The organism is Haloplanus salinarum, from assembly GCF_009762275.1.
Classification (GTDB): Archaea; Halobacteriota; Halobacteria; order Halobacteriales; family Haloferacaceae; genus Haloplanus; species Haloplanus salinarum.
Window position 1 is genome coordinate 2,944,817 of the sequence record NZ_CP034345.1, and the last position, 22,594, is coordinate 2,967,410.

A 22,594-nucleotide genomic window follows, 5' to 3' on the forward strand; every position below is an offset into this window, starting at 1 on the left:
TCGATCGTGGGATTACTGATGCTCGCACACGGGATGGTCCACACCTACGAGCTATCGATCCCGATCTTCGTCACCATCTGGCTCGCCGAGTTCGACGTGATCGCCCTCGCGGGGTTCGAGGTCGGTGTCACCCAGGCGACCTTGGGGCTGGTCGTCACCGCCGGTTACGGTCTGTTCGGTCTCGGTGCGTTGCCGGGTGGGATCCTCGTCGACCGGTTCGGATCCCGGCGACTCATCGCCGCCTGTCTGTTCGGGATGGGTGGCTCCTTTTTCCTTCTCGGGGTTGCGCCCGACCTCGTGGTGGTGACGGTGTCCCTCCTGTTGTGGGGGCTGGCGGCGAGCGTCTATCACCCCGCCGGGCTGACGCTCATCAGTAAGGGGATGCGGGCGCGTGGGACCGGCTTCGCGTACCACGGCGCGGCCGGCAACGTGGGCATCGGGCTCGGACCCCTTCTGACGGCCGTCCTCCTGCTCCTCTTCGACTGGACGGCGGTGGCGACGGTGCTCGCGGTGCCGGCCGTCCTCGCCGGACTCTACGCTCTCCGGGCCGAGTTCGACGAGACGGCGGCCGTCGAGGGCGTCGGTACAGACGGCGGCGACCCTCGCGCCGAGGGGGGCGTCGACTCGCTGTCCGAGTTCGTCGCCGAGTCCAGACTCCTCTTTGCCGGCGCCTTCGTCGTCGTCTTCGTGATCGTCATGGGGAACGGCCTGTTCTACCGTGGGGTGTTGACCTTCCTGCCGAACTTACTGGAGGGGTTGCCCGGGTTCGACCCCGTTCCCCTCGCCGCGTTCGTCCCCGGTATCGAGGCGGGGGCGGAACGCACGCTCAGGCCGGAACGGTACTTCTACGCGGGGCTGTTGCTCGTCGGCATCGCCGGACAGTATCTCGGCGGGAAGCTCACCGACCACGTTCCCCCGGAGTACGGCATCGCCGGCGTCTTCGGCCTCCTGGCCCTCCTCTCGCTTTCGTTCCTCCCGGTGGCGGCGCTGGGGATCGGCCCTCTCTTCGCCTTCGGAGCCGTGTTCGGTCTCACGCTCTTCGCGGCCCAGCCGCTCTACCAGGCGGCCGTCGCCGACTACACTCCCGCCGGGACGCGCGGGCTATCCTACGGTTACACGTACCTCGGCTCCTTCGGCGTCGGTGCGCTCGGCGGCGCCGTCGCCGGCGCCGTCCTGACGTACGCCGACGCCGGGGTTCTGTTCGGCGTCCTGGCTGGCTTCGCGCTCGTGGCGTCCGCCGCTGCGGTCTATCTCGTCGTCCGGGACTGAGCGGGCGTCCCGTCGTCGCCGGCCCGTGAGTCCCCCGGTGGGCCGATCCGGTCTACCGGAGCTTGAAAAAGAGCGTCCGCCAGAGTCCGAGGCCGACGAGCCCGGTCACCAGCGAGATGGCGACGAACGACAACTGGACGCCGCCGTGGACGAACGGCAGCGAGCGAATCCCCAGCGCGATGGCGTCCGCGACCAGCCACGAGCGGAGCGCCAGCGGGACGGCTGCCTTCGCCGACTCGGCGGCGCCGGGAGCGTACGCTCCGAGCAGCGGTGCCGCGACGATCCATCCGATCAGAAACGGGGCGATGGTGCTCAGCAGGTAGCCGGGGTTCCCGAGGACGAACGGCAGGCCGTTGTGGTGAACCGTGCCCGCGCTGAAGACGGCGGCGACGACGAGCAGGTCGCCGACCGCGAGCGGCGTCGCACGGCCGTCGAGGCGGCGGTCGAAGAAGTCCGCGACTGCGTTTGCCATATCCGCGCTTGCGACTGGGGCCTAATGGCTTCCCCGCTTTTTCCCGACAACCGTGAACGCGAACCCGCGGTCGAGGACCGAGGGCGCCAGCCCCGCGGCCGCGACGGCCGTCGCCGTCGCCTCCGGTCCCCGGAACGTCGAGTCGAAGCCGACGAGGCGCTCGGCCGCGACCAGCGCCCGCCCCCGGACGGTCCCGGGGTCGAACTCCCGGATCACCAGGACCCCGCCCGGTCGGAGGACCCGCGCCGCCTCCACGAGCGCCGCGTCGGGGTCGGGGAGGTGATGGAAGGCGTCGAGGACGACGGCGGCGTCGACCGCCCCGTCGCAAAGCGGGAGCCGCCCGGCGTCGCCCCGGACCGCGGCCGACCCCTGCTCGACCGCCCGGCGAAGCATGGGCCGCGAGGCGTCGACGACGACGGCCGTCGGGGCGCGCCACCCGTCCGCCCCCGGCCGACTCGCCGCCCGCGCGGCCCGGCCGGTGCCCCCGGCCAGGTCGAGCACCCGTTCGACGGGGCGGTCCGCCCGCGCCAGCCCCGCCCAGAGCGGCTCCGGATCCGCCTCGGGCGCGAGTCGGTCGTAGAGGCGCGCCACGCGGTCGAAGAAGTCGACGTCGCCGGGTTCCCACCGCCCCCCCGTGGAACCGCGTTCCGCACCGTCGTCGGTCATACACCACGTCGACGGCCGAGCGCCAAAGGTTTCGGGGACGCACGGCTACGGGTCGCATGGAGTTTGCCCTCCTCGGGTGGCCGCCGGGCGCTCCCACGCTCCGTCTCGACTACCGCCGGTTCGCCTACGCGGGCAAGTTCGTCCGCGGATCGACGGGGACGGCGGTCGTGCGTCGTTCCGACTCCCCGCCGGAGGGCGACCCCGACGACGACTTCGACCGCGACGTGCTCGCGGCCGCGTCGTTCAGCGCGGACCGCACCGACGCCGACTGCCTCGTCGTCCGCTACGTGACCGTCCGCGACGACCGGCGCGGCGAGGGGCTGGGGCCCCGGCTGCTCGCCTTCGTCGCCACCCGCGCCGCCGACCGGGGGTACGACCGGGTCCGCATCGCCGTCAACAACCCCGCGGCCTACCGTGCGGCCTACCGCGCCGGCTTCGCCTTCACGGGTCGGGAGACGGGGCTTGCGGAACTCGTCTGTGAGCGACCCGCGGCCACGCCCGCCGACCGGAACCCCGAACGGTACCGGGCGGGGTTGGACCGATACCGGGAGCGGGACCTGAACGAAGGGTTGGCCGCCCGGCTCGACGACTGGCTCGGGGGCGATCCGCCCCCGACCGTCGCCCCGCAGCCGGGCGTCGACGCCGACGGCGAGCGCGTCGGCGGCGGGCACGAACCCGGACGTTGAAAGCCCGCGCCCGCGTAGTCGCGAGCGATGGGCAACGCAGACCTCCGACAGCTCGCGGCCCTCTCCGAGGTGGACTGGGACGAGGTGGCCGGTAGCGTCGTGGCCGTCGACGCGCACAACTGGCTGTATCGCTACCTCACGACGACGGTCAAGTGGACGAACGACGAGGTGTACACCACCGCGGCGGGCGAGGAGGTGGCCAACCTGGTCGGGGTCGTTCAGGGCCTGCCCAAGTTCTTCGACCACGACCTGACGCCGGTCTTCGTCTTCGACGGCGGCGTGACCGAGTTGAAGGACGACGAGGTGGCGGCCCGTCGGGAACAGCGCGAACGCGCCGAGGAGCGGCGCGCCGAGGCGGAGGAACGCGGCGACGCCGTCGAGGCCGCCCGCCTCGAAGCGCGCACCCAGCGACTCACGGACGTCATCCTGGAGACGACCCGCGAACTGCTCGCCCGCCTGGACGTGCCGGTTGTCGACGCGCCCGCCGAGGGCGAGGCTCAGGCGGCGTACATGGCCCGTCGCGGCGACGCCGACTACGCGGGCAGCGAGGACTACGACACCCTGCTGTTCGGCGCGCCGCTCACCCTCCGACAACTGACGAGCAAGGGGCGGCCCGAACTGATGGACCTGGAGGCGACCCTCGACCGCCACGGCATCAGCTGGGAGGGGCTGATCGACGTGGCCATCCTCTGTGGGACGGACTTCAACCCCGGCGTCGACGGCGTCGGCCCGAAGACGGCACTCCGGGCCATCGCGGAGCACGGCGACCTGTGGGCTGCCCTCGACGCCGAGGGCTGGCAGGTGGCCAACGCCGACCGGGTGCGGGAGCTCTTCCGTGATCCGCCCGTGACCGACGACTACGCCCTCGACGGCGACGTCGACCCCGACGTGGCCGCCGCCCGCGAGTACGTGATCGAGGACTGGGAGGTCGACGCCGCGGAGGTCGAACGCGGCTTCGAGCGCATCGAGGACGCGCTCGTCCAGACGGGGCTCGATCGCTGGACCTGAGGCCGGCGCAGGGGAGGTTTTTCACCCCGGCACCCGACTGTGGCTACCATGTCGGAGTTCAGGCCGTCCCGCTATCGGCTCGGATGGTGGAGTCTGGGGCTCGTCCTGGGCGCCGCGCTGACCTACGTCGTCTACTCCTTCGTCGGCACCTTCGTCTTCGGCGTGTTCATCTACTACGCCACCCGGCCCATCTACGGCCGTATGCGGCGGGTGGTCCGGCCGCCCAGCCTCGCGGCCGCCATCTCGCTTTTCGCCCTCGCGCTCCCCGCGCTCCTCCTGGTCCTGTATGCCCTCAGCATCGCGCTGAACGAACTCATGAAATACGTCAACACTGGGATGCTCGACCCCGCGCGGTGGCCGCTGGTCGATTCCGAGTTACTCGATACCGTCGCCGACCCGGCCGCCCTCCTGGCGCTCGACCCCGAGCGGTACCTCACCGGCGAGGGCCTGCAGTCGTTGCTGTCGTCGCTGAGTTCGGCGGTCGACACGGTGGCGTTTCTGGGCGTCGGTGCCGTCCACCTGTTCGTGATGCTCGCGCTCGCGTTCTACCTGCTCCGTGACGGGGGTCGGTTCGCGCGGTGGACGCTCGCACGGTTCGGCGACGACCGCGGCGTCTTCGAAGCGTACGTCCGGGCCGTCGACCGCGATTTCAAGGCCATCTTCTTCGGCAACATCCTCAACGCCGTCCTGACCGGGACCATCGGCGTTCTGATGTACTCGATCCTGAACGTCTACGCGCCGGCCGGCCTCCGGATTCCCGCCGCGCCGCTCGTCGGCCTGCTCGCCGGCGTAGCGAGTTTGGTCCCCATGGTCGGGATGAAACTCGTCTACGTGCCCGTGACCGCCTACCTCGCCGGGGTCGGGTTCCTGACCGATCCGACCACGCTCTGGTTCGTCGTGGCCTTCGTGGCCGTCTCGTTCGTGGTCGTCGACACCATCCCCGACCTCGTCCTCCGGCCGTACGTCTCGGGACGGCGTCTCCACGTCGGGAGCCTGATGATCGCCTACACCTTCGGGCCCCTGCTGTTCGGCTGGTACGGCATCTTCCTCGCGCCCATGCTTCTCGTGTTGATCGTCCACTTCGCACGGATCGTTCTCCCCGAACTCCTCGAATCCGAACCCATCCGACCCTTCGCGGTCGACCCCGGAAGTCTGGGGACGGACGAGAACGAGACGGCGGGTGACTGAGACGGGTCGTCGGGGATCGGTCCCGTCGGGACACCGATCCGTACGAGCGGGTAGCCGGAACGTCCGTGGCCGGGGCTGACCGGTCGGTCGACTCGGGAGTTCGGTACGACAAAAGGAAAGCAAGCCACGCGAAAATCGCGTGGAAGCTTGCCGCCCTGAATTGGTCCCCGCTGACGCTTCGGCCCTCCAGACGAAGCGTCACCTGAACCTGTGGAGCCGGGAGATATAAATGTACCGCCTCGGCCTCACATGTGTTCCTCTTCCAACACCCAGCCCAGCGCCCGCTTGTAGTGAGTGAACAGTTCCCGAACGCCCTCGTGGCGCATCTCGTCGTCGTCGAGCTGTTCCCGGAGGAACTCGTACTGCTCGCGCACCTCGGTTTCGTCTCGCATGGTCTCGTGTGGCGGCGCCGGCCACCTGTATCCCCCGGCCGCCGGCCGAGCGTCGGCCTTTTGTCGCCGCCCGGCGAACGACGGGCATGAAGGTTCGCGGCCGACGGGAGTGCCAGGACTGTGGCTGCCGGTGGTCGTACTACGAGACGGGGAGCGTGGCGTGTCCGGACTGCGAGAGCCTCCGTAGCGTCGGCGTCGACGACCGCTCCCTCCACACCGACTCGCCGGCGACGCTCGATCTGACGCCGTACCGGACCGCCGCGGCCGAGGGAAGACTCGACGACGTCGTCGACGACTGCAAGCGCGACCTGCGGACGTACGTCCGCCGCCGTGGCTTCGTCGACGGGGGGCAGCTCCGCCCGCTCGACGAGACGCTCGTCGCCGCCGCCGAGCTCCTGCAGGTCGTCGACGCCTTCGACCGCCTCCGGTCCCCGACCGACGCCGACCACGCCTACGTCCTCGCGCTCCTCCGCGACGCCGACGGTGGGGGCCGGCCGGGACCGTCGGCGGTCACCGACGCGCTGGCCCCGGCCCGCGGCCTCGGCGACGCGAACGCCGCCGACGCCTACCGCGACGACCTGCTGGCGTGGCTGGACGAACACCCCGACTCCGAGGCCCGACGGGCGCTCGGAACCCTCCGCGAGCGGATCAAGCGGATCGAAGCGCTCCAGGGCGACGTATCGCCGTCGGACGCCGAGTCGCTCGTGACGGCGGCCCGTGAGATCGGCACGTACCTCCGCGAGGACGACGAGACGGCGCTCGCGGCCGCCCGCGACCGGTTACGGTATAGTAGCGATTGAAAGTCATTACACAGCCGATCGCAGTACTGCGTACGGTCGGCTGTGCAAACAGTTTCAATCGCTACTATAGGTCGACCGGCACCTCGGCCTGTCGGCTCGTCGCCTTCACCGTGTTGTAGAGCAACATCGCGCGGGTCATCGGGCCGACGCCGCCGGGTACGGGCGTGATGGCCCGCGCCTTCGACTTCGCGCTCTCGAAGTCCACGTCGCCGACGAGCGTCGACTCGCCGTCGCGCTCGACGCGGTTGACGCCCACGTCGATCACCACGGTACCGTCGGTGAGCATCGATCCGTCGACGAGTTCGGGGACGCCCGCGGCGGCGATCACGACGTCCGCCCGCCGGGTCTTCTCGGAGACGTCCTCGGTCCGGGAGTGACAGACCGTCACGGTCGCGTTGCCGTCGTCGGCCTTCTGGAGCAGCAGGTTCGCCAGCGGCTTGCCGACGATGTTCGATCGACCGACGATGGTCACGTCGGCGCCCTCGGTCTCCACGCCGGCGGCGTCGAGGAGTTTCAGGACGCCGTGGGGGGTACACGGCTTGAACACGGGGTCGCCGGCGACCAGTCGGCCGACGTTCTCGGGGTGGAAGCCGTCGACGTCCTTCGCGGGGTCGATGGCGCGGATCACGTCCCGGTCCTCGACGTGGTCCGGGACGGGCATCTGGACCAGGATGCCGTTCACCGCGGGGTCGGCGTTCAGGTCCGCGACCGTCTCGAACAGTTCCTCGGCGGGCGCCTCGGGGTCGAGTTCCACGTCCCGTGCCTCGATCCCCACTTCCGCGCAGTCCTGCTGTTTCATCGAGACGTACGTCTCGCTCGCGGGGTCGTCGCTCATCAGTACGGTGGCGAGCGTGGGCGTGACGCCCGCGTCGTCGAGCGTCCCGATGGCGTCGGCCAGTCCCTCACGGACGTCCGCCGCCACGGCGTCGCCGTCGATAACGTCGGTCATACCCGAACCGGGTCTCCGTGTGCTATTCAAGTCACCGTTTGCCGCAGTCGCAGCCGCCGGGAGCCACGGTGTGGATTTTTCACACGCGGCCGCCAACCCTCCCATATGTACGATGACATCCTGCTCGCGACGGACGGCAGCGTCGCCTCCAAGGACGCGACCGCACACGCCATCGGCCTGGCCGACCTCCACGACGCCATGCTTCACGCCCTCTACATCGTCGACAGCGACGTCTACTCCGCCTACAGCGGCGACGAGTACGTCGACGAACGCGAGGGCCCCGAACACGGCCTCGAGGAGGTCGGCGAGGAGGCGCTCGCGGCGGTGACCGATCGCGCCGCCAAGCACGGCGTCGAGGTGATCGAGACGCTCAGACACGGTCGCCCCCACGAGGAGATCGTCGACTACGCCGGCGAGGAGGGCGTCGACCTGATCGTCCTCGGGACCCGTCGACACCCCGAGGAGTACCGGAGCCTGCTCGGCAGCGTCACCGACCGCGTGGTCCGCCTCGCCGACGAACCGGTGGTGGTGGTCAAGACGCCGGTCGAGTGATCCCCGCCGGGGCTACGTGGACGGTGCCTTCGGCGGGAGGTAGAACCGGATCGTGTTCCCGCGGTGATCGTCGCTCCCGATGGCGAGTTCCCCGCCCAGCGACTCGATGCACCACTTCATCACGAACAGCCCGACGCCCGATCCGTGGGACGTGGTGGTCGTCTCCGCGCGGTCGTCGAGCGCGCGCAGTTCGGCGTTCGGTATCGGGGGGTTGTCGTCCTCGATCCGTATCTCGACGCGGCCGGTGTTCGGCGACGGGCCGACCGCGACGTCGACGACCGGCCCCGACCGATCGGCGTGGACGACGGCGTTTTCGAGCGCGTGTGCGACGGCGTGGGTGAAGGCGTCGTCGACGACCGTCCACATCCGCTCGCGTTCCGCGATCTCGACCGTCGCCGCGGGACGATCGACCGCCAGGTCGTCGGCCACCTCCCGGATCGCGTCGGCGACGGGTCGTCGCCGTCCCCCGTCTTCCCCCCTCATCGCCCGTTCGATCTCCGTGACCGACTCCGCCATCCGACCCAGGTCGCCGGCCGTGTCGCGAACGACTGCCGCCGACCTGCGCACCCCTTCGGTTTCCGCCTCGGTAGCGATCCGCTCGCCGTGGCCCGTGAGCACGTTCGCCCCGTTTCGGAGGTTGTGTCGGAGGAGTCGCCAGAACAGCTCCTCCCGGCGTTGCGTGTGATACGAGTCCGTGACGTCACGCACCTCCGCGCGGACGAGGCCGTCCGCCCGTCGTGAGAGGTGCAGCCGGACCCAGACGAGTTCCCCGTCGCCGCGCTTGACCCGCCAGACGAACGATTGGGGCTCCCCGTCGGCGCTCGCGCGGAGGCGCTCGTGGAACTCCGACGCCGAAAAGGAGTGTGTGTTCGCGGTGTAGGTCCCGACCGACAGGTCGCGCAGTTCGCCGGTCGTGAACCCGAAGATCGACTCCAGTCTGTCGTTGGCGTCCAGCACCGCGCCGGTATCGGGATCGTACAACACGATGCCGACGTGGAGGTCGTCGTACGCCGCTCGGAGTATCGCGCCGGTCCGGCACGTCATTACAAACTCCTCGGAAGACGGAGATATATCTGTTACTAGGAGCGCTATATACGTCGATAGAGGGCGACGGTTCGGCGGGACTACGCTACTCGTACAGCGGGTGGGCCGCACAGAGTTCGTCGACCCGCTCGCTCACGGCCGCGAGGACGGCCTCGTCGGTCGGGGCGTCGAGGACGCGGACGATCAGGTCCCCGACCTCGCGGATCGCCGCCTCGTCGAACCCGCGGGTGGTGAGGGCGGCGGTGCCGGCACGGATCCCGCTGGGGTCGAACGGCGACCGCGTCTCGCCGGGGACGGTGTTCCCGTTGAGGACGATCCCCGCCGATTCGAGGGCCGCCTCGGCGTCGCCGCCGGAGAGGTCGGGATGGGAGTCACGCAGGTCGACCAACACGAGGTGGGTGTCGGTCCCGCCGGAGACGAGCGTGAGGCCGGCGTCGGCGAGCGTCTCGCCCAGCGCGCGGGCGTTCGCGACGACCTGTTCGGCGTACTCGGTGAAGGAGTCCTCTAGGGCCTCGCCGAAGCCGACGGCCTTGCCCGCGACGTTGTGCATCAGGGGCCCGCCCTGGACGCCGGGGAACACCGCGTTATCGACGGCGTCGGCGTGCTCCTCGCCGCACATGATCATCCCGCCGCGGCCGGCTCGGATGGTTTTGTGGGTGCTGCCGGTGACGAAGTCGGCGATCCCGACGGGCGAGGGATGGACGCCCGCAGCGACGAGGCCGGTGATGTGGGCGATGTCGGCGACGTGGTAGGCGTCGACGGCGTCCGCGACGGCGTCGATCCGCTCCCAGTCCACCGTCCGTGGGTAGGCGGAGAAGCCCGAGACGATGGCGTCGGGGTCGAACTCGTCCGCGATGTCGGCCAGCCCCTCGTAGTCGAGGTAGCCGGTCTCGGGGTCGACGCGGTACTGTTCGACTTCGAAGAGCTGGCCGGCGAAGTTGGCCGGATGCCCGTGGCTGAGGTGGCCGCCGTGTTCGAGTTCGAGCGAGAGGATCCTGTCGCCGGGATCCAGGGTGGCGAGGTAGACGGCCATGTTCGCCTGCGATCCGCTGTGGGGCTGGACGTTGACGTGGTCGGCGCCCCACAGCTCCTTCGCGCGCTCGATGGCCAGTTCCTCGACGGCGTCGGCGGGGCCGCAGCCGGCGTAGTAGCGCTCGCCCGGATACCCCTCGGCGTACTTGTTCGTCAGGACACTCCCTTGGGCGTCGACGACGGCCCTGCTCGCGTGGTTCTCCGAGGCGATCATCGAGAGCGTGTTCCGCTGGCGGTCGACTTCGTCGGCGAGCGCCGTCGCCACCGCCGGATCGGCTTCGCGGACGTGTTCGTGTTCCATACGTACTTCCGGCACAAGCGACGCATAAACCTGTCTCTCCGCCGTCCCGTCGATCGACGGTGCCACATCCCACGGAGGAAAAATTAAGCCGACGTAGAGGCGGGAATTACTCTGTTACGAGCACCGCTCGTCGTTAAAATTAATACGGACCTGCCGGTATTGGGGCCATGGTCGCCGGGGCGAACCTGCACGGGAAGGTGTTCGAGGAGATACTCGAGACCGTCTTCGAGTCGGCCGAGGAACTGTTGCTGGTCGATCCGACGGCGGAGGCGGTACGGGCACTGATGGCCGTCACCACTTCGGCGAGCGACCCGCCGTCGATCCGGATCCTGGCCGACGAGGCCCTGCTGAAGGACGTGATGGACGACTTCGTGGTCGCGAGCAACGCGGCCGACCACGTCGCCGCCGGCACCCTCTCCATGCGCGCGGGCGGCACCGGGAGCACGAACACGCTCGTCGTCACCGAGACGGCGGTGTGGGCGCTGGTCTCCGTCGGCGACCGCGTGGCCGCCCTCGGCGGCGACGAGACGGCGTTCGTCGACGCGGTCCGGGAGACCTACGGCGCCCAGTGGGACCCCGCCCCGACGTTCGACCTGCGGACGCCCCCGCTCTCGCGGGTCCGCGAGACCCTCGCCGAGGAGATCGGGCAGGACGTCCGCGAGGATTTCGACGCCGCCCTCGATGCCCTGAACGACGCCCGCGACGCCGCCTCCCAGTTCGACGAGGTGACGCTCACGCTTCTGGTCGCGGCCCACAACGACGTCCTCCTCTACGACATCAGCAAGTGGGGCGAGGACGTGGGAATCGCGAGCAAGGCGACGTTCTCGCGAACCAAGACCACCCTCGAGGAAGAGGGGCTGATCCGCACCGAGAAGGTCCCCATCGACGTGGGTCGTCCCCGACTCCGCCTGAAACTCCACGGGGACCGCTTCGACGGGGTGACGCCCGCGGAGCTCGCCGCCGTCACCCTCAACCACTCCGCCTGACGGGGCCGGTCGGGCCCGCCGCCCTCCCGACCCGGCCGACTCCCGATCACTTTTGCCGCCGGGGGGCCTCGGCCGTCCCATGCAGATCGGCATCGCGGGAAGCGGCCCGGCCGCCGAATCGGTCCGGGCCGCCCTCGACGACATCGACGCGACGGCGACGGCGACGACGCCCGACGAACTCGGGGCCTACCCCCTGGGCGTCGTGATCGCGCCCACGGGCGCCCCGGCGTTCGGGACGGCCGACGACGCGGCGACCGACTGGCTGGCCGTCGAGATCGGCGGCCTCGGCGGCCGGGCCGTCCCCGACCTCGACGCCGCGGTGACGGTCCTCGCGGACGGCGTCGGCTACCGCGACCTGCGGGCCCGGGTGGCGTCGACCGCCGACGCCGACGACGGGGCCGACGGCACGCCCTCGGGGGATCGGAGCGCCGTCCGCCTCGCCGGCGCGGTCGCCGGCCGCCGCGCCGTCTCCCTGCTCGCCGGGGCCGACCTCGCGGGCACGGTCGTCGAGGTACCCGGCGACGAGCGGCGTCTGTTCGCCGTTCCCGAGCCGGACGACCGTGACCGGACCCTCCGGACGGAATTCCGGGACGTGGCCCTCGACGACGCCCTCGCTCGGGCGGAGCGGGCCGTCGACGACCGGGTCGGCCTACTCACTCGGATCGGCGAGCGCGAGTCGTTCCCCGCACCGTACTACATCGCCGCGACGGCCGACACGACCGTTTACAGCGACGCCCGCGCGGCGGCCTACGCCGCCGGCGTCGACGACGACTGGGACCGCGCCTTCATGAAGGCCCTCGGCGAGGGACTGGAGCGTTACTGTGCCGGAACCTACCGGGAGGCGTCGTTCGAGACGGCGCCCCCGGCGGCCCGGGCGGACGGCGTCTCGCCGGCGGCGTTCGTCCGCCCCGACGACGCGACGGTCGACCCCGACGCCCCGATTCCCTGGGTGCCGGGGACGGACCTGCGGACCGGCGAGGCCGTCTCCCTGCCAGCCGAGTTCGTCCACTACCCGCCGCCCACGGAGCGACACCGTCCGCCGATCACCACGGGGCTGGGACTCGGCAGCAGTGGCGCCGAGGCGCTTCGCTCGGGGCTCTACGAGGTGATCGAGCGTGACGCGACGATGTGTGCGTGGTACTCGACGTACGAACCGCTGGGGCTCGCCGTCGACGACGAGGGGTTCGCGGCGCTCGCCGACCGCGCCCGCGCGGAACGGCTATCGGTGTCGCCGGTCCTGGTCACCGGCGACGTCGACGTGCCCGTCGTCGCCGTCGCGGTCCACCGCGAGGGGGCGTGGCCCCGCTTCGCCCTGGGTTCGGCCGCCGACCTGGACGCCGGGGCGGCGGCGCGGTCGGCGCTCGCGGAGGCGCTCCAGAACTGGATGGAGTTGCGGGCGCTGGGTCCCGAGGACGCGGCGGCCGAGGAGGGCGCCATCGGCCGGTACGCCGACCGGCCGCCCGAGACGCGGGCGTTCACCGACGCCGACGACGGCGTGCCGGCGGCGAGCGTCGGTCCCGACCCCGTGCCGACGGGCGAGGCCGAACTCGACGCGGTGGTCGAGCGGGCGGCCGACGCCGGCCTCTCGACGTTCGCCGCGCGGCTCACCACCCCCGACGTCGCCGCCCTCGGGTTCGAGGCGGTCCGCGTCCTCTCTCCCGAGGCCCAACCCCTGTTCGTCGACGACCCCTACTTCGGCGACCGGGCCGAGACCGTCCCGCGGGACCTAGGGTACGAACCGCGTCTCGACCGGCCGTTCCACCCGTACCCCTAGACGCCGAAGGTCGCCCGGAGCATGTCGCGGGTCCCGGGACCCAGCCCCACCGCGAGGATGGCGACCAGCAGGAGGATGGTGTACTGCGGGCTCTCCTCGAAGATCTGCTCGTCGAACAGCCAGACGACGAGCGTCGCGGCGACGAGTTTCACGACGAGGAAGGGCCAGGTGTCTCCGGTGATCGCCAGCACCGAGGCGGGCAGGGTCGACGCGGTGACGTCGACGATGAAGCGATTGACCGGGTGTTTGGGGACGAGGTTCGTCCCGGCACCCAGCGCGACCATCCAGTCGAGGCCGACGACGTTGGCGACGCCGTCGACAGCGTGTCCCCAGATGACGACCGCACCGATGCGGCCGGTGCCCGCGTTGACCGCCGGCGCGTACCGTTCGAGCAGCCACCAGACGAGGCCCGCCGAGGCCGTCGCCCCGGCGAGGATCACGACGAGCACCTGCGGGTAGAACGTGCCCGGACCCCCGGGGACGACGGCGCTCCAGAGGAGGAAGGCGAGCGTCGTGACGAGGACGGCACACCCGATTCCGACGAGCGGGCTGGTGTACCGCTCGACGACCCGTTTCCGTTCGAGCGTCACGCTCGCGAGCAAGGCGAGCAGCGTCACCGCGAAGACGGTGAAGTAGATGATGGGGCTGATGAGGAGGGTGTTCAGGGGGTAGGTGATCACGGACTCGGTGGGGGCGTCGGTCACGTCCTCGACGACCCGGAGCGCGCCGCCGAAGAAGACGAACGGCAGGAGCGAGAAAAAGAGGCTGCGGTCGGAGCCGATCTCGAGTCGCTGTAAGAGGAAGACGACCCCGGCGAGAGCGATCAGGAGGACGACGACGTAGCCGACCTCCGAGACGAGGGTGTACCCCGGGTAGGCGACCGGTTCGGCCGCCGCAGAACACGCCGCGCTGTCGTAGAGATAGCGCGTGGTGCCGCCCTCGCGGATGGCACAGACGGCGGCGTTGGCGTCCGCCTGCACCGGTCCCCAGAAGTAGTGCCAGACGAAGCCGTCGTAGACGGCGCGTGGGAAGACGAGCGACCCGCCGATCAGCGCGGCGAGCAAGGCGAGGACGGACCCGAGCCAGAGCCGCGCCGGTTCGACGCCGAGGCGTTCCGCGACGGTAGCCATACCGAAGACCCCGACGGCGCCGCGCTTCAGGGTTGTGGTCCTCGGTCGGCGCTCACCCCGTGGCCGTCCCCTGTGACTCCGGCGCGTCGTCGAGACCCCTCGCGTCGGCGAACCCTTTGCCCCAGGCCCAGGCCGCCGCCACCTGTGCGTAGAAGACGGCCAGCACGCCGACGACGGGGACGAACCCGAGGACTCCCGCCACGACGTTTCCGGCGACGAGAAGGAGAACGCCGTACAGCCACGGGACGGCGTAGGCGCCGTCGAACGCCACGGCGCGGCACACGCCGAGGTCGAACCCCGCCCGGAGGTCACCCTCGTGGGCGTAGTTGGCGAGGCCGATCAGGGTGACGTAGCCGAGGACCACGGCGAGTATCGCGGCGAGCGCCAGCCCCCCGAGGAGACCGACCAGCCCCGGGACCACACCGACTTCGACGCCGGTCAGGACCGCCAGGACCGTCCCCCCGACCGTCAGCGTCGCGACGAACAGGGGGACGAACTGGTAGACGAGGACGATGATCGAGGCCACCGTCCCCTCGTAGAGGAGCGTTCGTGGGTCCTCGAACCCGGGGGGTTCCGCCGCTTCGGCCATGCCCGCACGGAGGACCCGGAGGAGGTAACCGAGCAGGAGCACGGCCGGGACGATCAACACCGACAGCGCCGTCAGCACGCCCCCGACGAGGAGGATGGTGGCCCACTCCTCGGAGTTCGCGGGGTACCGGACGAGCCGTTCGAGGTCGATGGCCATAGGAACGAACGGCCTCGCCGGGCCGTAACTCTTCGTGCGGCGACGCTACGTCGATCCGGCGGGCAACTCGGCCGCCGACAGCGCCTCGGTCACGTCCGTCGTCGTCAGGATCCCCACCCCGTTGCCGTCGGCGTCGGTCACCGGGAGGTGGCTGACCTCCTCCTCGACCATCCGGCGGCCGACGGACGAGAGCGAGGTGTCGGGGTCGACCGTCTTCACCGGCGAGGTCATGTACTCCCCGATGGTCGCCTCGTCGGTGGGCCGGCCGTCGGCCGCAACCTGCAGGACGTCCGTGGAGGTGAAGATGCCCTCCGGGCGACAAGCCTCCCCGACCACGACGAGCGACTTGATCCCCGCCTCCAGCATCCCGCGCGACGCCTCGTCGACCGTCGCCTCCGCGTCCAGCGTGAGCATCGGCGTGGTCATCGCCTCTTTGACCAGCGTCTCTGTCATGTGATGACGTAGGACATGTACTGGCATAACGGTTACCATGGTCGACGCGTGGCCGTCGCCCGCCGCGTGGTCCCCCGGTCTCTCTCCGCCTGCAACGATCCGAGACACCTTTCACGGAGGTGTCACAATAGACGACCGATGCCCTCCATCGAACGCAGGACGTTTCTCGGTACGCTCTCGGCGGGGGTCGTCGCCGGGTTCGGCGGCTGTTCGTCGTCGTGTCCGGACGACGACACGCCGACGCCGTCGACGACGTTCGGCACGGGCGAGGCCGATCGGGGGTTCGACTCGCTCCCCGGCGGCGACTGGCCCGCGCCCCGGTTCGACCCCGCCAACACCGGGTTCGCGCCGTCCCGCCGGCCGCCGACCGACGCCCCGACGCTCCGCTGGCGAACGACGCTCTCCGCCCCGACGGTCGACGGCGTCACGGCCGACGTGAGTCCGCCGGCGGTCGCCGACGGCCGGGTCTTCCTCACGACCGGCGCGGGCGCGTTCGCGCTCTCGCTCCGCGACGGCCACGAGGAGTGGCGATACGGGGACCTCTCGCCCGCGACGACGTCGGCCGGCGGCCACGGCGCGACGCCCGCGCCGCCGGTCGTCCGCTCCGGCACCGTGTACGTCCCCACCGCCGACGGCGTCGTCGCCCTCCGAACCGACGACGGGACCGAGCGGTGGCGAGCCACCGGGGTCGTCCCCACCGCGTCGCCGACCGTCGCCGACGGGGCGGTGTTCGTCCCCACCGGTGACGAACTGGCGGCGCTCGACACCGCCGGCGGCGGCCGTCGGTGGACGGCCACGACGGACGGCGGGTCGCGTCTCGCCGTCGCCGACGGCGCCGTCGTCGTCGCCGGCGGGGACCTGCGCGGACTGGACGCCGCGACCGGCGACCGCCTGTGGTCGTCGTCGGTCGACCCTCGGTCCCGGCCCGCCGTCGCCGACGGGGTCGTCTACGTCGGTACCGGCGAGGGGATCCTCGGGGCCGCCCTCGACGACGGCACGGAGCGCTGGCTCGTCGACCGGGGCGGGGGACGCACCTACTCGACCCCGGTCGTCACCCCCGAGACCGTCTACGCCGTCGAACGACCGGGGGAGGCCGGCGAGGCGACGTTCGCCCTCGACCGGACCGGCGACGGCGCCCCCGACCCGCGCTGGTGTTCGTTCGTCGGCGAGGGGGCGGTGACCGCCGCCGCCGGCGACCACGCCTTCGCCATCCAGTCGCACGCGGGGGACCGACCGACCCCCCCGCGACTGCTCGCGTTCACCGCGCGCTTCGGCGAGGCGACGTGGGGGTATCGCAGCGCCGAACCCGTGGTGTCGCCCGCGGTCCTCGACGGCGGCGTCGTCACGGCGACGCGAGACGGCACCGTGGTGGCCGTCGGGGGTGGCTGACCGTGTGGTCCCCCGACCGTCGGTTCGTCGGCGGGCTGACCGCGCTCGGCGGCCTCCTCGTCGTCGTCGCGGCCGTTCCGACCCGCTGGTTCGGTCCGGTGCCCACCGACTCCTACGTCTTCGATCCGCCGCGGTTCAGCGCGCTGTGGGTCGAGCGGACGGTCATCCCCGTCGTGGCGCTGGTCGCGGTGCTCGCGATACTGCTGGGTCTGCTCTCCCTGTTTCGCCGCGACCGGGAGCGGATGGCGCGCTGGCAGCGCTGGACCGCGGTCGTGGCGCTCGCCGGCGCCGGCGTCGGGACGCTCGCGACGGTCATCCTCGTGACGACCGGCCCCGGGGCGACCGCCGACCTGACCGCCACGCTGAACGCGCTGTTCGGCGTCGCCCTCGGCCTGCTCGCGCTCGTCCTCCTGATTCCGGGACTGCTCGCCTGGGGCGGTGGCTACCTCCGCGGCGACCGGTCGCTCCTCGGCGCCGCGCTGGTCGGCGGCCCCGTCCTCCCCGTCCTCGTCGTGGCCGCGAGCGTCGCCCTCGGCGCCGACACGGGACCCGTCGGCTCCCTCCCCGTCGCGTTCCCCGTGGCGGCGGCCGTCGTCGTCGTCGGCCGCGACCTCTGGGTGCGGGCGGGGTGACGGCTCGGCGGGACCGCGACGGCGCGACCGCACGGCTCATCCCCACCGGCGCGCGAGTTCGTACGCGACGGTGGCGGGAACGGTGATCGAGAGGACCACGAACACGACCTCGTCGACGGTCGGACCGGAGCGGGCCGTCGCACTGTAGAACACGACCGCCCCTGTCGCGAGGACGCCGACGACGGTCGCGACGTACGCGGGGTCCGTCCAGCTCGCTCGTGAATCGGCGGGCACGTGTCGGCGTACCGCCGCCACGCCGCTAACCCTTGGGGTCGAAAGAGCGGCTGGGGTGGAATCGAACCGCGAGGACTCGCTTCGCTCGTCGTCGTTGCGTCGTCAGAAGTGGGTTGGGGCGGAATTGCACCACGGTCACTTCGCTCACGGAGTTCGCTTCGTTCCCTGCTTCGAATCCGCGGATCCGTTCGCCGGCGCCGGCTCGTCGCGTCGCTCCTCGCGTAGCGTCGGCAGAAGTGGGTTGGGGCGGAATTGAACCGCCGGCCTCCTCCATGTCAAGGAGGTGTCATAACCGGACTAGACCACCAACCCGGACGTTGCGTGCGTTTCGACGCATCACAACGTACCGGTGGCCGGTAATTGAACCTTTCGGAACGCCGCCCGGCGCGGCGATTTCGGGGGAATTATACGCCGGCATCGGGGTGGCCGCGGTTCGGCCGCCCCGCCGCGTCGAGGGCCGTTTCGCGCCCCCGCCCCGCCGACGGCCGCCGGACGATAGGTTTATGAAGATGTATAGATTTGTTCATCGTAACCCGAACTAATACACTGGTGTTCATCCATGCAGGATTATATCGAGCGCGTTACCGACGGGGAGGACTTGAGCGGCGAGGAGGCACGGGACGCGGCCCGGGCCGTCTTCGAGGAAGCGACGGAGGCCCAGATCGGGGCGTTGCTCGCGGCGCTCCGGGCGAAGGGGGAGACCGAGACGGAGATCGCGGGCTTCGCGAAGGGGATGCGCGACGCTGCCCGGACCATCACCCCCGACCGGTCGCCACTGGTCGACACCTGCGGGACCGGCGGCGACGACTACGATACGATCAACGTCTCGACGACGAGCGCCATCGTCGCTGCGGGCGCGGGCGCCGCCGTCGCCAAACACGGCAACTACTCCGTCTCCTCTACCTCCGGCAGCGCGGACGTCCTCGAGGTCGCCGGGGTGGACGTCGAGGCCGAACCGCCCGCCGTGGAGGGAGCGATCGAGCGCGACGGCATCGGCTTCATGCTCGCGCCGGTCTTCCACCCGGCGATGAAGGCCGTCATCGGCCCGCGGAAGGAACTGGGGATGCGCACGGTGTTCAACGTCCTCGGGCCGCTGACCAACCCCGCCGGCGCCGACGCGCAGGTGGTCGGCGTCTACGACCCCGACCTCGTGCCCGTCCTCGCCCACGCGCTCGCTCGGATGGACGTCGACCGGGCGATGGTGGTCCACGGCGCCGGGATGGACGAGATCGCCATCCACGACGCCACGACCGTCGCCGAGGTCGACGGCGACGAGGTGACCGAGTACACGCTAACGCCGGCCGACCTGGGGCTGGAACGGGCCCCCGTCGAGGCGGTCGCGGGCGGCGACCCCGAGGCGAACGCCGCCGACCTCCGCGGCATCGTCGCCGGCGAGGTGACGGGGCCGAAACGCGACATCATCCTCGCGAACGCGGGCGCGGCCCTCTACGTCGCCGGGATCGCCGACGACCTGCCGGGCGGCGTGGACGCGGCCCGCGAGGCTATCGACTCCGGCGCCGCCGCCGCCAAACTCGACGACCTGCGGGGTGTGTGATGGTCCGGGCGAAGATCTGCGGTGTGACCAACGAGACGGATCTGCGGGCGGTCTCCGAGGCCGGCGCCGCCGCGGTCGGTATCATCACCGAGGTGAGCGTCGACACGCCCCGGGAGGTCGCCCCCGACCGCGCGGCCGACCTGGTCGCGGCCGCGCCCCCCTTCCTCTCGACCGTGCTGGTGTCGATGCCCGACAGCCCGGCGCGTGCGGTCGAACTCGCGGGCGCCGTCGCCCCCGACGCGATCCAACTTCACGGCGACTTGGACGCCGAGGACGTCCGGTACGTCCGCCGGGAGGCCCGCGCGGACGTGATCACGGCCGTCGACGCGGCCGCCACCGACCGCGTCCGCGGGTACGACGGCGTCGCCGACGCCGTCCTGATCGACTCGACGACCGAGTCGGGCGCGGGCGGGACCGGCGAGACCCACGACTGGGACGCCGCCGCCGACCTGGTCGACGACTGCTCGACGCCGGTCGTCCTCGCGGGGGGACTGACCCCCGAGAACGTCGCCGAGGCGGCCCGGACGGTCGGCCCCTACGCGGTCGACGTCTCCAGCGGCGTCGAACGCCGCGGCGGCGAGAAGGATCACGAGGCGGTCAGGGCCTTCGTTCGCAACGCCGGCGTGGAGGTGTCGCCGTGACGCCCGACACGGACCGGGCGAGTTTCGCCGACGCCCTCGCCGGCCGCACGGAGCCGGCCGTCGCCCGCCTCGCGGTCACGCTCGACGTCGAGACGACGCCCCTGTCGGCCTACGCCGCCCTCGACGACCGCAGCGACTACGGGTTCCTGCTGGAGAGCGCGGAGAAGACCCCCTCCAGCGATCCCGAGGGCGCCTTCACCTCCGGCGGCGGGACCGACCGCCACGCCCGCTACTCGTTCGTCGGCTACGACCCCGACGCCGTCGTCTCGGTCACGGGAACCGACGTGACCGTCGAGTCGCTCGGCGGCCGGGCGGCCGATCTGCTCGCCGAGCGGGCGGGCCTCGACGCGGACGGCGGGGACGCCGACGTCCTCGACGCCCTCCGGACGGCCCTGCCCGACGTCGACCGCGTGGGGTTCCCGGCCGCCGACCGCCAGCACCTCGACGGCGGGCTGGTCGGCTTCCTCGCCTACGATGCCGTCTACGACCTCTGGCTCGACGAGGTGGGCGTCGAGCGCCCCGACCCCGTCGTCCCCGACGCGGAGTTCGTCCTGACGACGCGGACGGTCGCCTTCGACCACGCCGAGGGAACGGTCGAACTCGTCTTCACCCCGGTCGTCGGACCGGGCGCGGACCCCGGCGCCGTCCACGACCGCCTCCTCGACGAGGCCGAGACGGTCGAGCGCGCCCTCGCGGCCCACGACGCGCCCGAGACGGGCGGGTTCGTGAAGACCGGCGAGACGGCCGGCCCCCGCGAGGCGTACGAGGACGCGGTGCGTCGAGCGAAGGAACACGTCCTCGACGGCGACATCTACCAGGGCGTCATCTCCCGGAAGCGCGAACTCACCGGCGAGGTCGACCCCCTGGGGCTGTACGAGTCGCTCCGGGCGGTCAACCCCTCGCCGTACATGTACCTCCTGCGCCACGGCGATCGGTCCATCGTCGGCGCCAGCCCCGAGACGCTGGTGTCGGTGCGGGGCCGACGGGTCGTCTCGAATCCCATCGCCGGCACCTGCCCCCGGGGGTCGGGTCCGGTCGAGGACCGGCGGCTCGCCGGCGAGATGCTCGCCGACGGCAAGGAGCGCGCCGAACACACGATGCTCGTCGACCTGGCGCGCAACGACGTGCGCCGCGTCTCGGAGCCGGGATCGGTCCGGGTCGAGGAGTTCATGAACGTGCTCAAATACTCCCACGTCCAGCACATCGAGTCGACGGTGACGGGGACGCTCGCGACCGGAACGGATCCGGGCGCCGGCGGCGAGCGGTCGCCGCCGTTCGACGTCTTCGACGCCACGCGGGCGACGTTCCCCGCCGGGACGCTCACCGGGGCGCCGAAGGTGCGCGCCATGGAGATCATCGACGAACTCGAACGCGACGCCCGGGGCGTCTACGGCGGCGGCGTCGGCTACTACTCGTGGTCCGGCGACGCCGAGTTCGCCATCGTCATCCGGACCGCGACGGTGGAACACGGGGCCGAGGACCGGATCACCGTCCAGGCGGGCGCGGGTATCGTCGCCGACAGCGACCCCGCGAGCGAGTACGAGGAGACCGAACAGAAGATGGGCGGCGTCCTCGACGCGCTCGAACGGATCGAGACGACGGCCCCGGGGGTGCGCCGATGAAGGTCCTCGTCATCGATAACTTCGATTCGTTCACCTACAACCTCGTCGAGTACATCTCGGACCACCCCGATCCGCTGACCGGCGACCCGATCACCGTCGAGGTGCTGAAAAACACCGCCACCCTCGATGCGGTCCGCGCGGTCGATCCGGACGCCATCGTCGTCAGTCCCGGACCCGGACACCCGAAGAACGACCGCGACGTGGGCGTGACCAACGCGGTCCTCCGGGAGGTGAGCCCGGACGTACCGACCCTGGGGGTCTGTCTCGGCCTCGAAGCGGCCGTCTACGCCTACGGCGGCACGGTCGGGCACGCCCCGGAACCGATCCACGGCAAGGCCTACGCCGTGGACCACGACGGCGAGGGGGTCTTCGCCGGCCTCGAAGGGGGCTTTCGCGCCGGCCGCTATCACTCCCTCGTGGCGACGGACGTCCCCGACTGCTTCGCGGTGTCGGCGACGACGACCCACGCCGACGCCGAGGGGGGCGAACACGAACTCGTCATGGGGATCCGCCACCGCGAGCACCCCATCGAGTGTGTCCAGTTCCACCCCGAGAGCGTGTTGACCGCCGTCGGCCACGACGTGATCGACAACTTCCTGCGCGCGGCCCGGACGCCGGACGCGACGGCCTAGAGCAGGAACAGCGAGGCTAGGAGGAGCAACCCGACGACGACGGCGGCGATGGTCACCAGCCGCCAGGCCACCTTCAACAGGACGCGGCCGACCAGGATGACGACGCCGACGGCGACGATGGTCGCGAGGAGTTGTCCAAGCGGTCCGCCGAGGACACCGCCAAGCTGAAGCGCCACCTGCGCCGTGAGCGACATATTCGATACGGACTCACAGCGGATGCATAAGTCTGTGGGCGGCCCCTCGTCCCGTCCGTCGATCTCCTCTATCAGAAATCGGATACGTACGACCGTCCGTTCTCCCGGCTGTCCGCCACGTGGGAGCGCCTACCATGACAGCGGTGTATCACTCGACGGTCCGTCTCGCGTTCGCCGACCCCCCTTTCGTTCGACTGGATTTCCCGTCGCAGTCTCCCGATTTGTTCCGCCAATTTCTACTTTCACTC

25 protein-coding genes and 1 tRNA gene are annotated in these 22,594 nt (G+C 71.2%); 14 read left to right on the plus strand and 12 right to left on the minus strand.

Going from position 1 to position 22,594, the window contains the following annotated elements; genetic code table 11:
* The first annotated feature begins 18 nt into the window (after positions 1-18).
* Positions 19-1,269, plus strand: coding sequence for an MFS transporter (locus EI982_RS16500; protein WP_199243829.1), 1,251 nt, complete (start codon positions 19-21; stop codon positions 1,267-1,269).
* 52 nt (positions 1,270-1,321) lie between these two features.
* Here the strand turns inward: EI982_RS16500 and EI982_RS16505 are convergent, their stop codons facing one another.
* Together EI982_RS16505 and EI982_RS16510 are read right to left on the minus strand one after the other, a co-directional pair.
* A complete protein-coding gene (locus EI982_RS16505) occupies positions 1,322-1,741 on the minus strand; it encodes a DUF3054 domain-containing protein (RefSeq protein ID WP_157690728.1) in 420 nt (139 codons plus the stop codon).
* 21 nt (positions 1,742-1,762) lie between these two features.
* A complete protein-coding gene (locus EI982_RS16510) occupies positions 1,763-2,407 on the minus strand; it encodes a class I SAM-dependent methyltransferase (RefSeq protein ID WP_157690729.1) in 645 nt (214 codons plus the stop codon).
* Positions 2,408-2,463: 56 nt separating this feature from the next.
* On the opposite strand from EI982_RS16510, the gene EI982_RS16515 reads away from it, so the two are divergent.
* The 3 genes from EI982_RS16515 to EI982_RS16525 are packed head-to-tail and all read left to right on the plus strand — an operon-like array spanning position 2,464 to position 5,289.
* Positions 2,464-3,093: a GNAT family N-acetyltransferase gene (locus EI982_RS16515; RefSeq protein WP_157690730.1), complete on the plus strand. Its 630-nt coding sequence runs from the start codon at positions 2,464-2,466 to the stop codon at positions 3,091-3,093.
* Between the two features lie 27 nt (positions 3,094-3,120).
* Positions 3,121-4,101 (plus strand): flap endonuclease-1, encoded by a 981-nt coding sequence (fen, locus tag EI982_RS16520; protein ID WP_157690731.1) that lies wholly within the window; start codon positions 3,121-3,123, stop codon positions 4,099-4,101.
* Between the two features lie 48 nt (positions 4,102-4,149).
* Entirely contained in the window at positions 4,150-5,289 is a 1,140-nt protein-coding gene (locus EI982_RS16525) for an AI-2E family transporter (RefSeq protein WP_157690732.1), read from the plus strand.
* 245 nt (positions 5,290-5,534) lie between these two features.
* On the opposite strand, the gene EI982_RS18550 is transcribed toward EI982_RS16525, so the two are convergent.
* Positions 5,535-5,681 carry a DUF8555 family protein gene (locus EI982_RS18550; RefSeq protein WP_199243676.1) on the minus strand — a complete coding sequence of 49 codons (147 nt, stop codon included), beginning with the start codon at positions 5,679-5,681 and terminating at the stop codon, positions 5,535-5,537.
* 86 nt (positions 5,682-5,767) lie between these two features.
* Here EI982_RS18550 and EI982_RS16530 point away from each other — a divergent pair, with 86 nt between their 5' ends.
* Positions 5,768-6,481, plus strand: a complete 714-nt coding sequence (locus tag EI982_RS16530; protein WP_157690733.1) for a DUF7117 family protein — start codon at positions 5,768-5,770, stop codon at positions 6,479-6,481.
* Positions 6,482-6,545: 64 nt separating this feature from the next.
* Here the strand turns inward: EI982_RS16530 and EI982_RS16535 are convergent, their stop codons facing one another.
* On the minus strand, positions 6,546-7,430 hold the full coding sequence (locus tag EI982_RS16535) for a tetrahydrofolate dehydrogenase/cyclohydrolase catalytic domain-containing protein (RefSeq protein WP_157690734.1): 885 nt from the start codon (positions 7,428-7,430) through the stop codon (positions 6,546-6,548).
* Positions 7,431-7,535: 105 nt separating this feature from the next.
* Between EI982_RS16535 and EI982_RS16540 the strand changes: the two genes are divergently transcribed.
* A complete protein-coding gene (locus EI982_RS16540; RefSeq protein WP_157690735.1) occupies positions 7,536-7,982 on the plus strand; it encodes a universal stress protein in 447 nt (148 codons plus the stop codon).
* Positions 7,983-7,994: 12 nt separating this feature from the next.
* On the opposite strand, the gene EI982_RS16545 is transcribed toward EI982_RS16540, so the two are convergent.
* Together EI982_RS16545 and glyA are read right to left on the minus strand one after the other, a co-directional pair.
* Entirely contained in the window at positions 7,995-9,026 is a 1,032-nt protein-coding gene (locus EI982_RS16545) for a PAS domain-containing sensor histidine kinase (RefSeq protein ID WP_157690736.1), read from the minus strand.
* Between the two features lie 85 nt (positions 9,027-9,111).
* The gene (glyA, locus tag EI982_RS16550) at positions 9,112-10,359 is read right to left on the minus strand and encodes a serine hydroxymethyltransferase (RefSeq protein WP_157690737.1); all 1,248 of its coding nucleotides are present in this window, start codon (positions 10,357-10,359) and stop codon (positions 9,112-9,114) included.
* A 167-nt stretch (positions 10,360-10,526) separates the two neighbouring features.
* Here glyA and tbsP point away from each other — a divergent pair, with 167 nt between their 5' ends.
* Positions 10,527-11,345: a transcriptional regulator TbsP gene (gene tbsP / locus EI982_RS16555; protein WP_157690738.1), complete on the plus strand. Its 819-nt coding sequence runs from the start codon at positions 10,527-10,529 to the stop codon at positions 11,343-11,345.
* A 79-nt stretch (positions 11,346-11,424) separates the two neighbouring features.
* A complete protein-coding gene (locus tag EI982_RS16560) occupies positions 11,425-13,119 on the plus strand; it encodes a SagD/YcaO family ATP-dependent cyclodehydratase (protein ID WP_157690739.1) in 1,695 nt (564 codons plus the stop codon).
* Here the strand turns inward: EI982_RS16560 and EI982_RS16565 are convergent.
* The 3 genes from EI982_RS16565 to EI982_RS16575 are packed head-to-tail and all read right to left on the minus strand — an operon-like array spanning position 13,116 to position 15,447.
* Complete coding sequence (locus EI982_RS16565) at positions 13,116-14,249, minus strand: DUF63 family protein (protein WP_157690740.1); 1,134 nt, start codon at positions 14,247-14,249, stop codon at positions 13,116-13,118. The genes EI982_RS16560 and EI982_RS16565 overlap by 4 nt on opposite strands.
* Positions 14,250-14,301: 52 nt before the next feature.
* Entirely contained in the window at positions 14,302-14,994 is a 693-nt protein-coding gene (locus EI982_RS16570) for a DUF4013 domain-containing protein (RefSeq protein ID WP_157690741.1), read from the minus strand.
* A gap of 45 nt (positions 14,995-15,039) precedes the next feature.
* Entirely contained in the window at positions 15,040-15,447 is a 408-nt protein-coding gene (locus EI982_RS16575) for a CBS domain-containing protein (RefSeq protein WP_157690742.1), read from the minus strand.
* A 138-nt stretch (positions 15,448-15,585) separates the two neighbouring features.
* On the opposite strand from EI982_RS16575, the gene EI982_RS16580 reads away from it, so the two are divergent.
* Together EI982_RS16580 and EI982_RS16585 are read left to right on the plus strand one after the other, a co-directional pair.
* Complete coding sequence (locus tag EI982_RS16580) at positions 15,586-16,836, plus strand: BamB-related PQQ repeat family beta-propellar protein (RefSeq protein ID WP_157690743.1); 1,251 nt, start codon at positions 15,586-15,588, stop codon at positions 16,834-16,836.
* A gap of 2 nt (positions 16,837-16,838) precedes the next feature.
* Positions 16,839-17,468, plus strand: coding sequence for a hypothetical protein (locus tag EI982_RS16585; protein ID WP_157690744.1), 630 nt, complete (start codon positions 16,839-16,841; stop codon positions 17,466-17,468).
* 36 nt (positions 17,469-17,504) lie between these two features.
* Here EI982_RS16585 and EI982_RS16590 read toward each other — a convergent pair whose 3' ends face one another.
* The gene (locus EI982_RS16590; protein WP_157690745.1) at positions 17,505-17,702 is read right to left on the minus strand and encodes a hypothetical protein; all 198 of its coding nucleotides are present in this window, start codon (positions 17,700-17,702) and stop codon (positions 17,505-17,507) included.
* Between the two features lie 237 nt (positions 17,703-17,939).
* Positions 17,940-18,014, minus strand: a tRNA-Val gene (locus tag EI982_RS16595).
* A gap of 247 nt (positions 18,015-18,261) precedes the next feature.
* Here EI982_RS16595 and trpD point away from each other — a divergent pair.
* The 4 genes from trpD to trpG are packed head-to-tail and all read left to right on the plus strand — an operon-like array spanning position 18,262 to position 22,152.
* Positions 18,262-19,257 (plus strand): anthranilate phosphoribosyltransferase, encoded by a 996-nt coding sequence (trpD, locus tag EI982_RS16600; RefSeq protein ID WP_157690746.1) that lies wholly within the window; start codon positions 18,262-18,264, stop codon positions 19,255-19,257.
* A complete protein-coding gene (locus EI982_RS16605) occupies positions 19,257-19,898 on the plus strand; it encodes a phosphoribosylanthranilate isomerase (protein WP_157690747.1) in 642 nt (213 codons plus the stop codon). The genes trpD and EI982_RS16605 overlap by 1 nt, the downstream gene beginning before the upstream one ends.
* Positions 19,895-21,520 carry an anthranilate synthase component I gene (gene trpE / locus EI982_RS16610; RefSeq protein ID WP_157690748.1) on the plus strand — a complete coding sequence of 542 codons (1,626 nt, stop codon included), beginning with the start codon at positions 19,895-19,897 and terminating at the stop codon, positions 21,518-21,520. The genes EI982_RS16605 and trpE overlap by 4 nt, the downstream gene beginning before the upstream one ends.
* Positions 21,517-22,152: an anthranilate synthase component II gene (gene trpG, locus EI982_RS16615; protein WP_157690749.1), complete on the plus strand. Its 636-nt coding sequence runs from the start codon at positions 21,517-21,519 to the stop codon at positions 22,150-22,152. Before trpE ends, trpG begins: the two co-directional genes overlap by 4 nt.
* Here trpG and EI982_RS16620 read toward each other — a convergent pair.
* Positions 22,149-22,346, minus strand: a complete 198-nt coding sequence (locus EI982_RS16620) for a DUF8029 family protein (RefSeq protein ID WP_157690750.1) — start codon at positions 22,344-22,346, stop codon at positions 22,149-22,151. The two genes, trpG and EI982_RS16620, sit on opposite strands and share 4 nt — an antisense overlap.
* Positions 22,347-22,594 lie beyond the last annotated feature (248 nt).

Excerpts from the sequence above, each read along its gene's own strand:
- EI982_RS16545 (WP_157690736.1), bottom strand. The coding sequence starts at position 9,026 with ATGACGTGCCGGACCGGCGCGATACTCCGAGCGGCGTACGACGACCTC.
- tbsP (WP_157690738.1), top strand. The coding sequence starts at position 10,527 with ATGGTCGCCGGGGCGAACCTGCACGGGAAGGTGTTCGAGGAGATACTC.
- EI982_RS16620 (WP_157690750.1), bottom strand. The coding sequence starts at position 22,346 with ATGTCGCTCACGGCGCAGGTGGCGCTTCAGCTTGGCGGTGTCCTCGGC.
- EI982_RS16540 (WP_157690735.1), top strand. The coding sequence starts at position 7,536 with ATGTACGATGACATCCTGCTCGCGACGGACGGCAGCGTCGCCTCCAAG.
- EI982_RS16530 (WP_157690733.1), top strand. The coding sequence starts at position 5,768 with ATGAAGGTTCGCGGCCGACGGGAGTGCCAGGACTGTGGCTGCCGGTGG.
- EI982_RS18550 (WP_199243676.1), bottom strand. The coding sequence starts at position 5,681 with ATGCGAGACGAAACCGAGGTGCGCGAGCAGTACGAGTTCCTCCGGGAA.
- EI982_RS16565 (WP_157690740.1), bottom strand. The coding sequence starts at position 14,249 with ATGGCTACCGTCGCGGAACGCCTCGGCGTCGAACCGGCGCGGCTCTGG.
- EI982_RS16570 (WP_157690741.1), bottom strand. The coding sequence starts at position 14,994 with ATGGCCATCGACCTCGAACGGCTCGTCCGGTACCCCGCGAACTCCGAG.
- trpG (WP_157690749.1), top strand. The coding sequence starts at position 21,517 with ATGAAGGTCCTCGTCATCGATAACTTCGATTCGTTCACCTACAACCTC.
- EI982_RS16505 (WP_157690728.1), bottom strand. The coding sequence starts at position 1,741 with ATGGCAAACGCAGTCGCGGACTTCTTCGACCGCCGCCTCGACGGCCGT.
- glyA (WP_157690737.1), bottom strand. The coding sequence starts at position 10,359 with ATGGAACACGAACACGTCCGCGAAGCCGATCCGGCGGTGGCGACGGCG.
- EI982_RS16500 (WP_199243829.1), top strand. The coding sequence starts at position 19 with ATGCTCGCACACGGGATGGTCCACACCTACGAGCTATCGATCCCGATC.
- EI982_RS16580 (WP_157690743.1), top strand. The coding sequence starts at position 15,586 with ATGCCCTCCATCGAACGCAGGACGTTTCTCGGTACGCTCTCGGCGGGG.
- trpD (WP_157690746.1), top strand. The coding sequence starts at position 18,262 with ATGCAGGATTATATCGAGCGCGTTACCGACGGGGAGGACTTGAGCGGC.
- EI982_RS16525 (WP_157690732.1), top strand. The coding sequence starts at position 4,150 with ATGTCGGAGTTCAGGCCGTCCCGCTATCGGCTCGGATGGTGGAGTCTG.
- EI982_RS16560 (WP_157690739.1), top strand. The coding sequence starts at position 11,425 with ATGCAGATCGGCATCGCGGGAAGCGGCCCGGCCGCCGAATCGGTCCGG.
- EI982_RS16605 (WP_157690747.1), top strand. The coding sequence starts at position 19,257 with ATGGTCCGGGCGAAGATCTGCGGTGTGACCAACGAGACGGATCTGCGG.
- EI982_RS16515 (WP_157690730.1), top strand. The coding sequence starts at position 2,464 with ATGGAGTTTGCCCTCCTCGGGTGGCCGCCGGGCGCTCCCACGCTCCGT.
- EI982_RS16535 (WP_157690734.1), bottom strand. The coding sequence starts at position 7,430 with ATGACCGACGTTATCGACGGCGACGCCGTGGCGGCGGACGTCCGTGAG.
- fen (WP_157690731.1), top strand. The coding sequence starts at position 3,121 with ATGGGCAACGCAGACCTCCGACAGCTCGCGGCCCTCTCCGAGGTGGAC.
- EI982_RS16575 (WP_157690742.1), bottom strand. The coding sequence starts at position 15,447 with ATGACAGAGACGCTGGTCAAAGAGGCGATGACCACGCCGATGCTCACG.
- EI982_RS16510 (WP_157690729.1), bottom strand. The coding sequence starts at position 2,407 with ATGACCGACGACGGTGCGGAACGCGGTTCCACGGGGGGGCGGTGGGAA.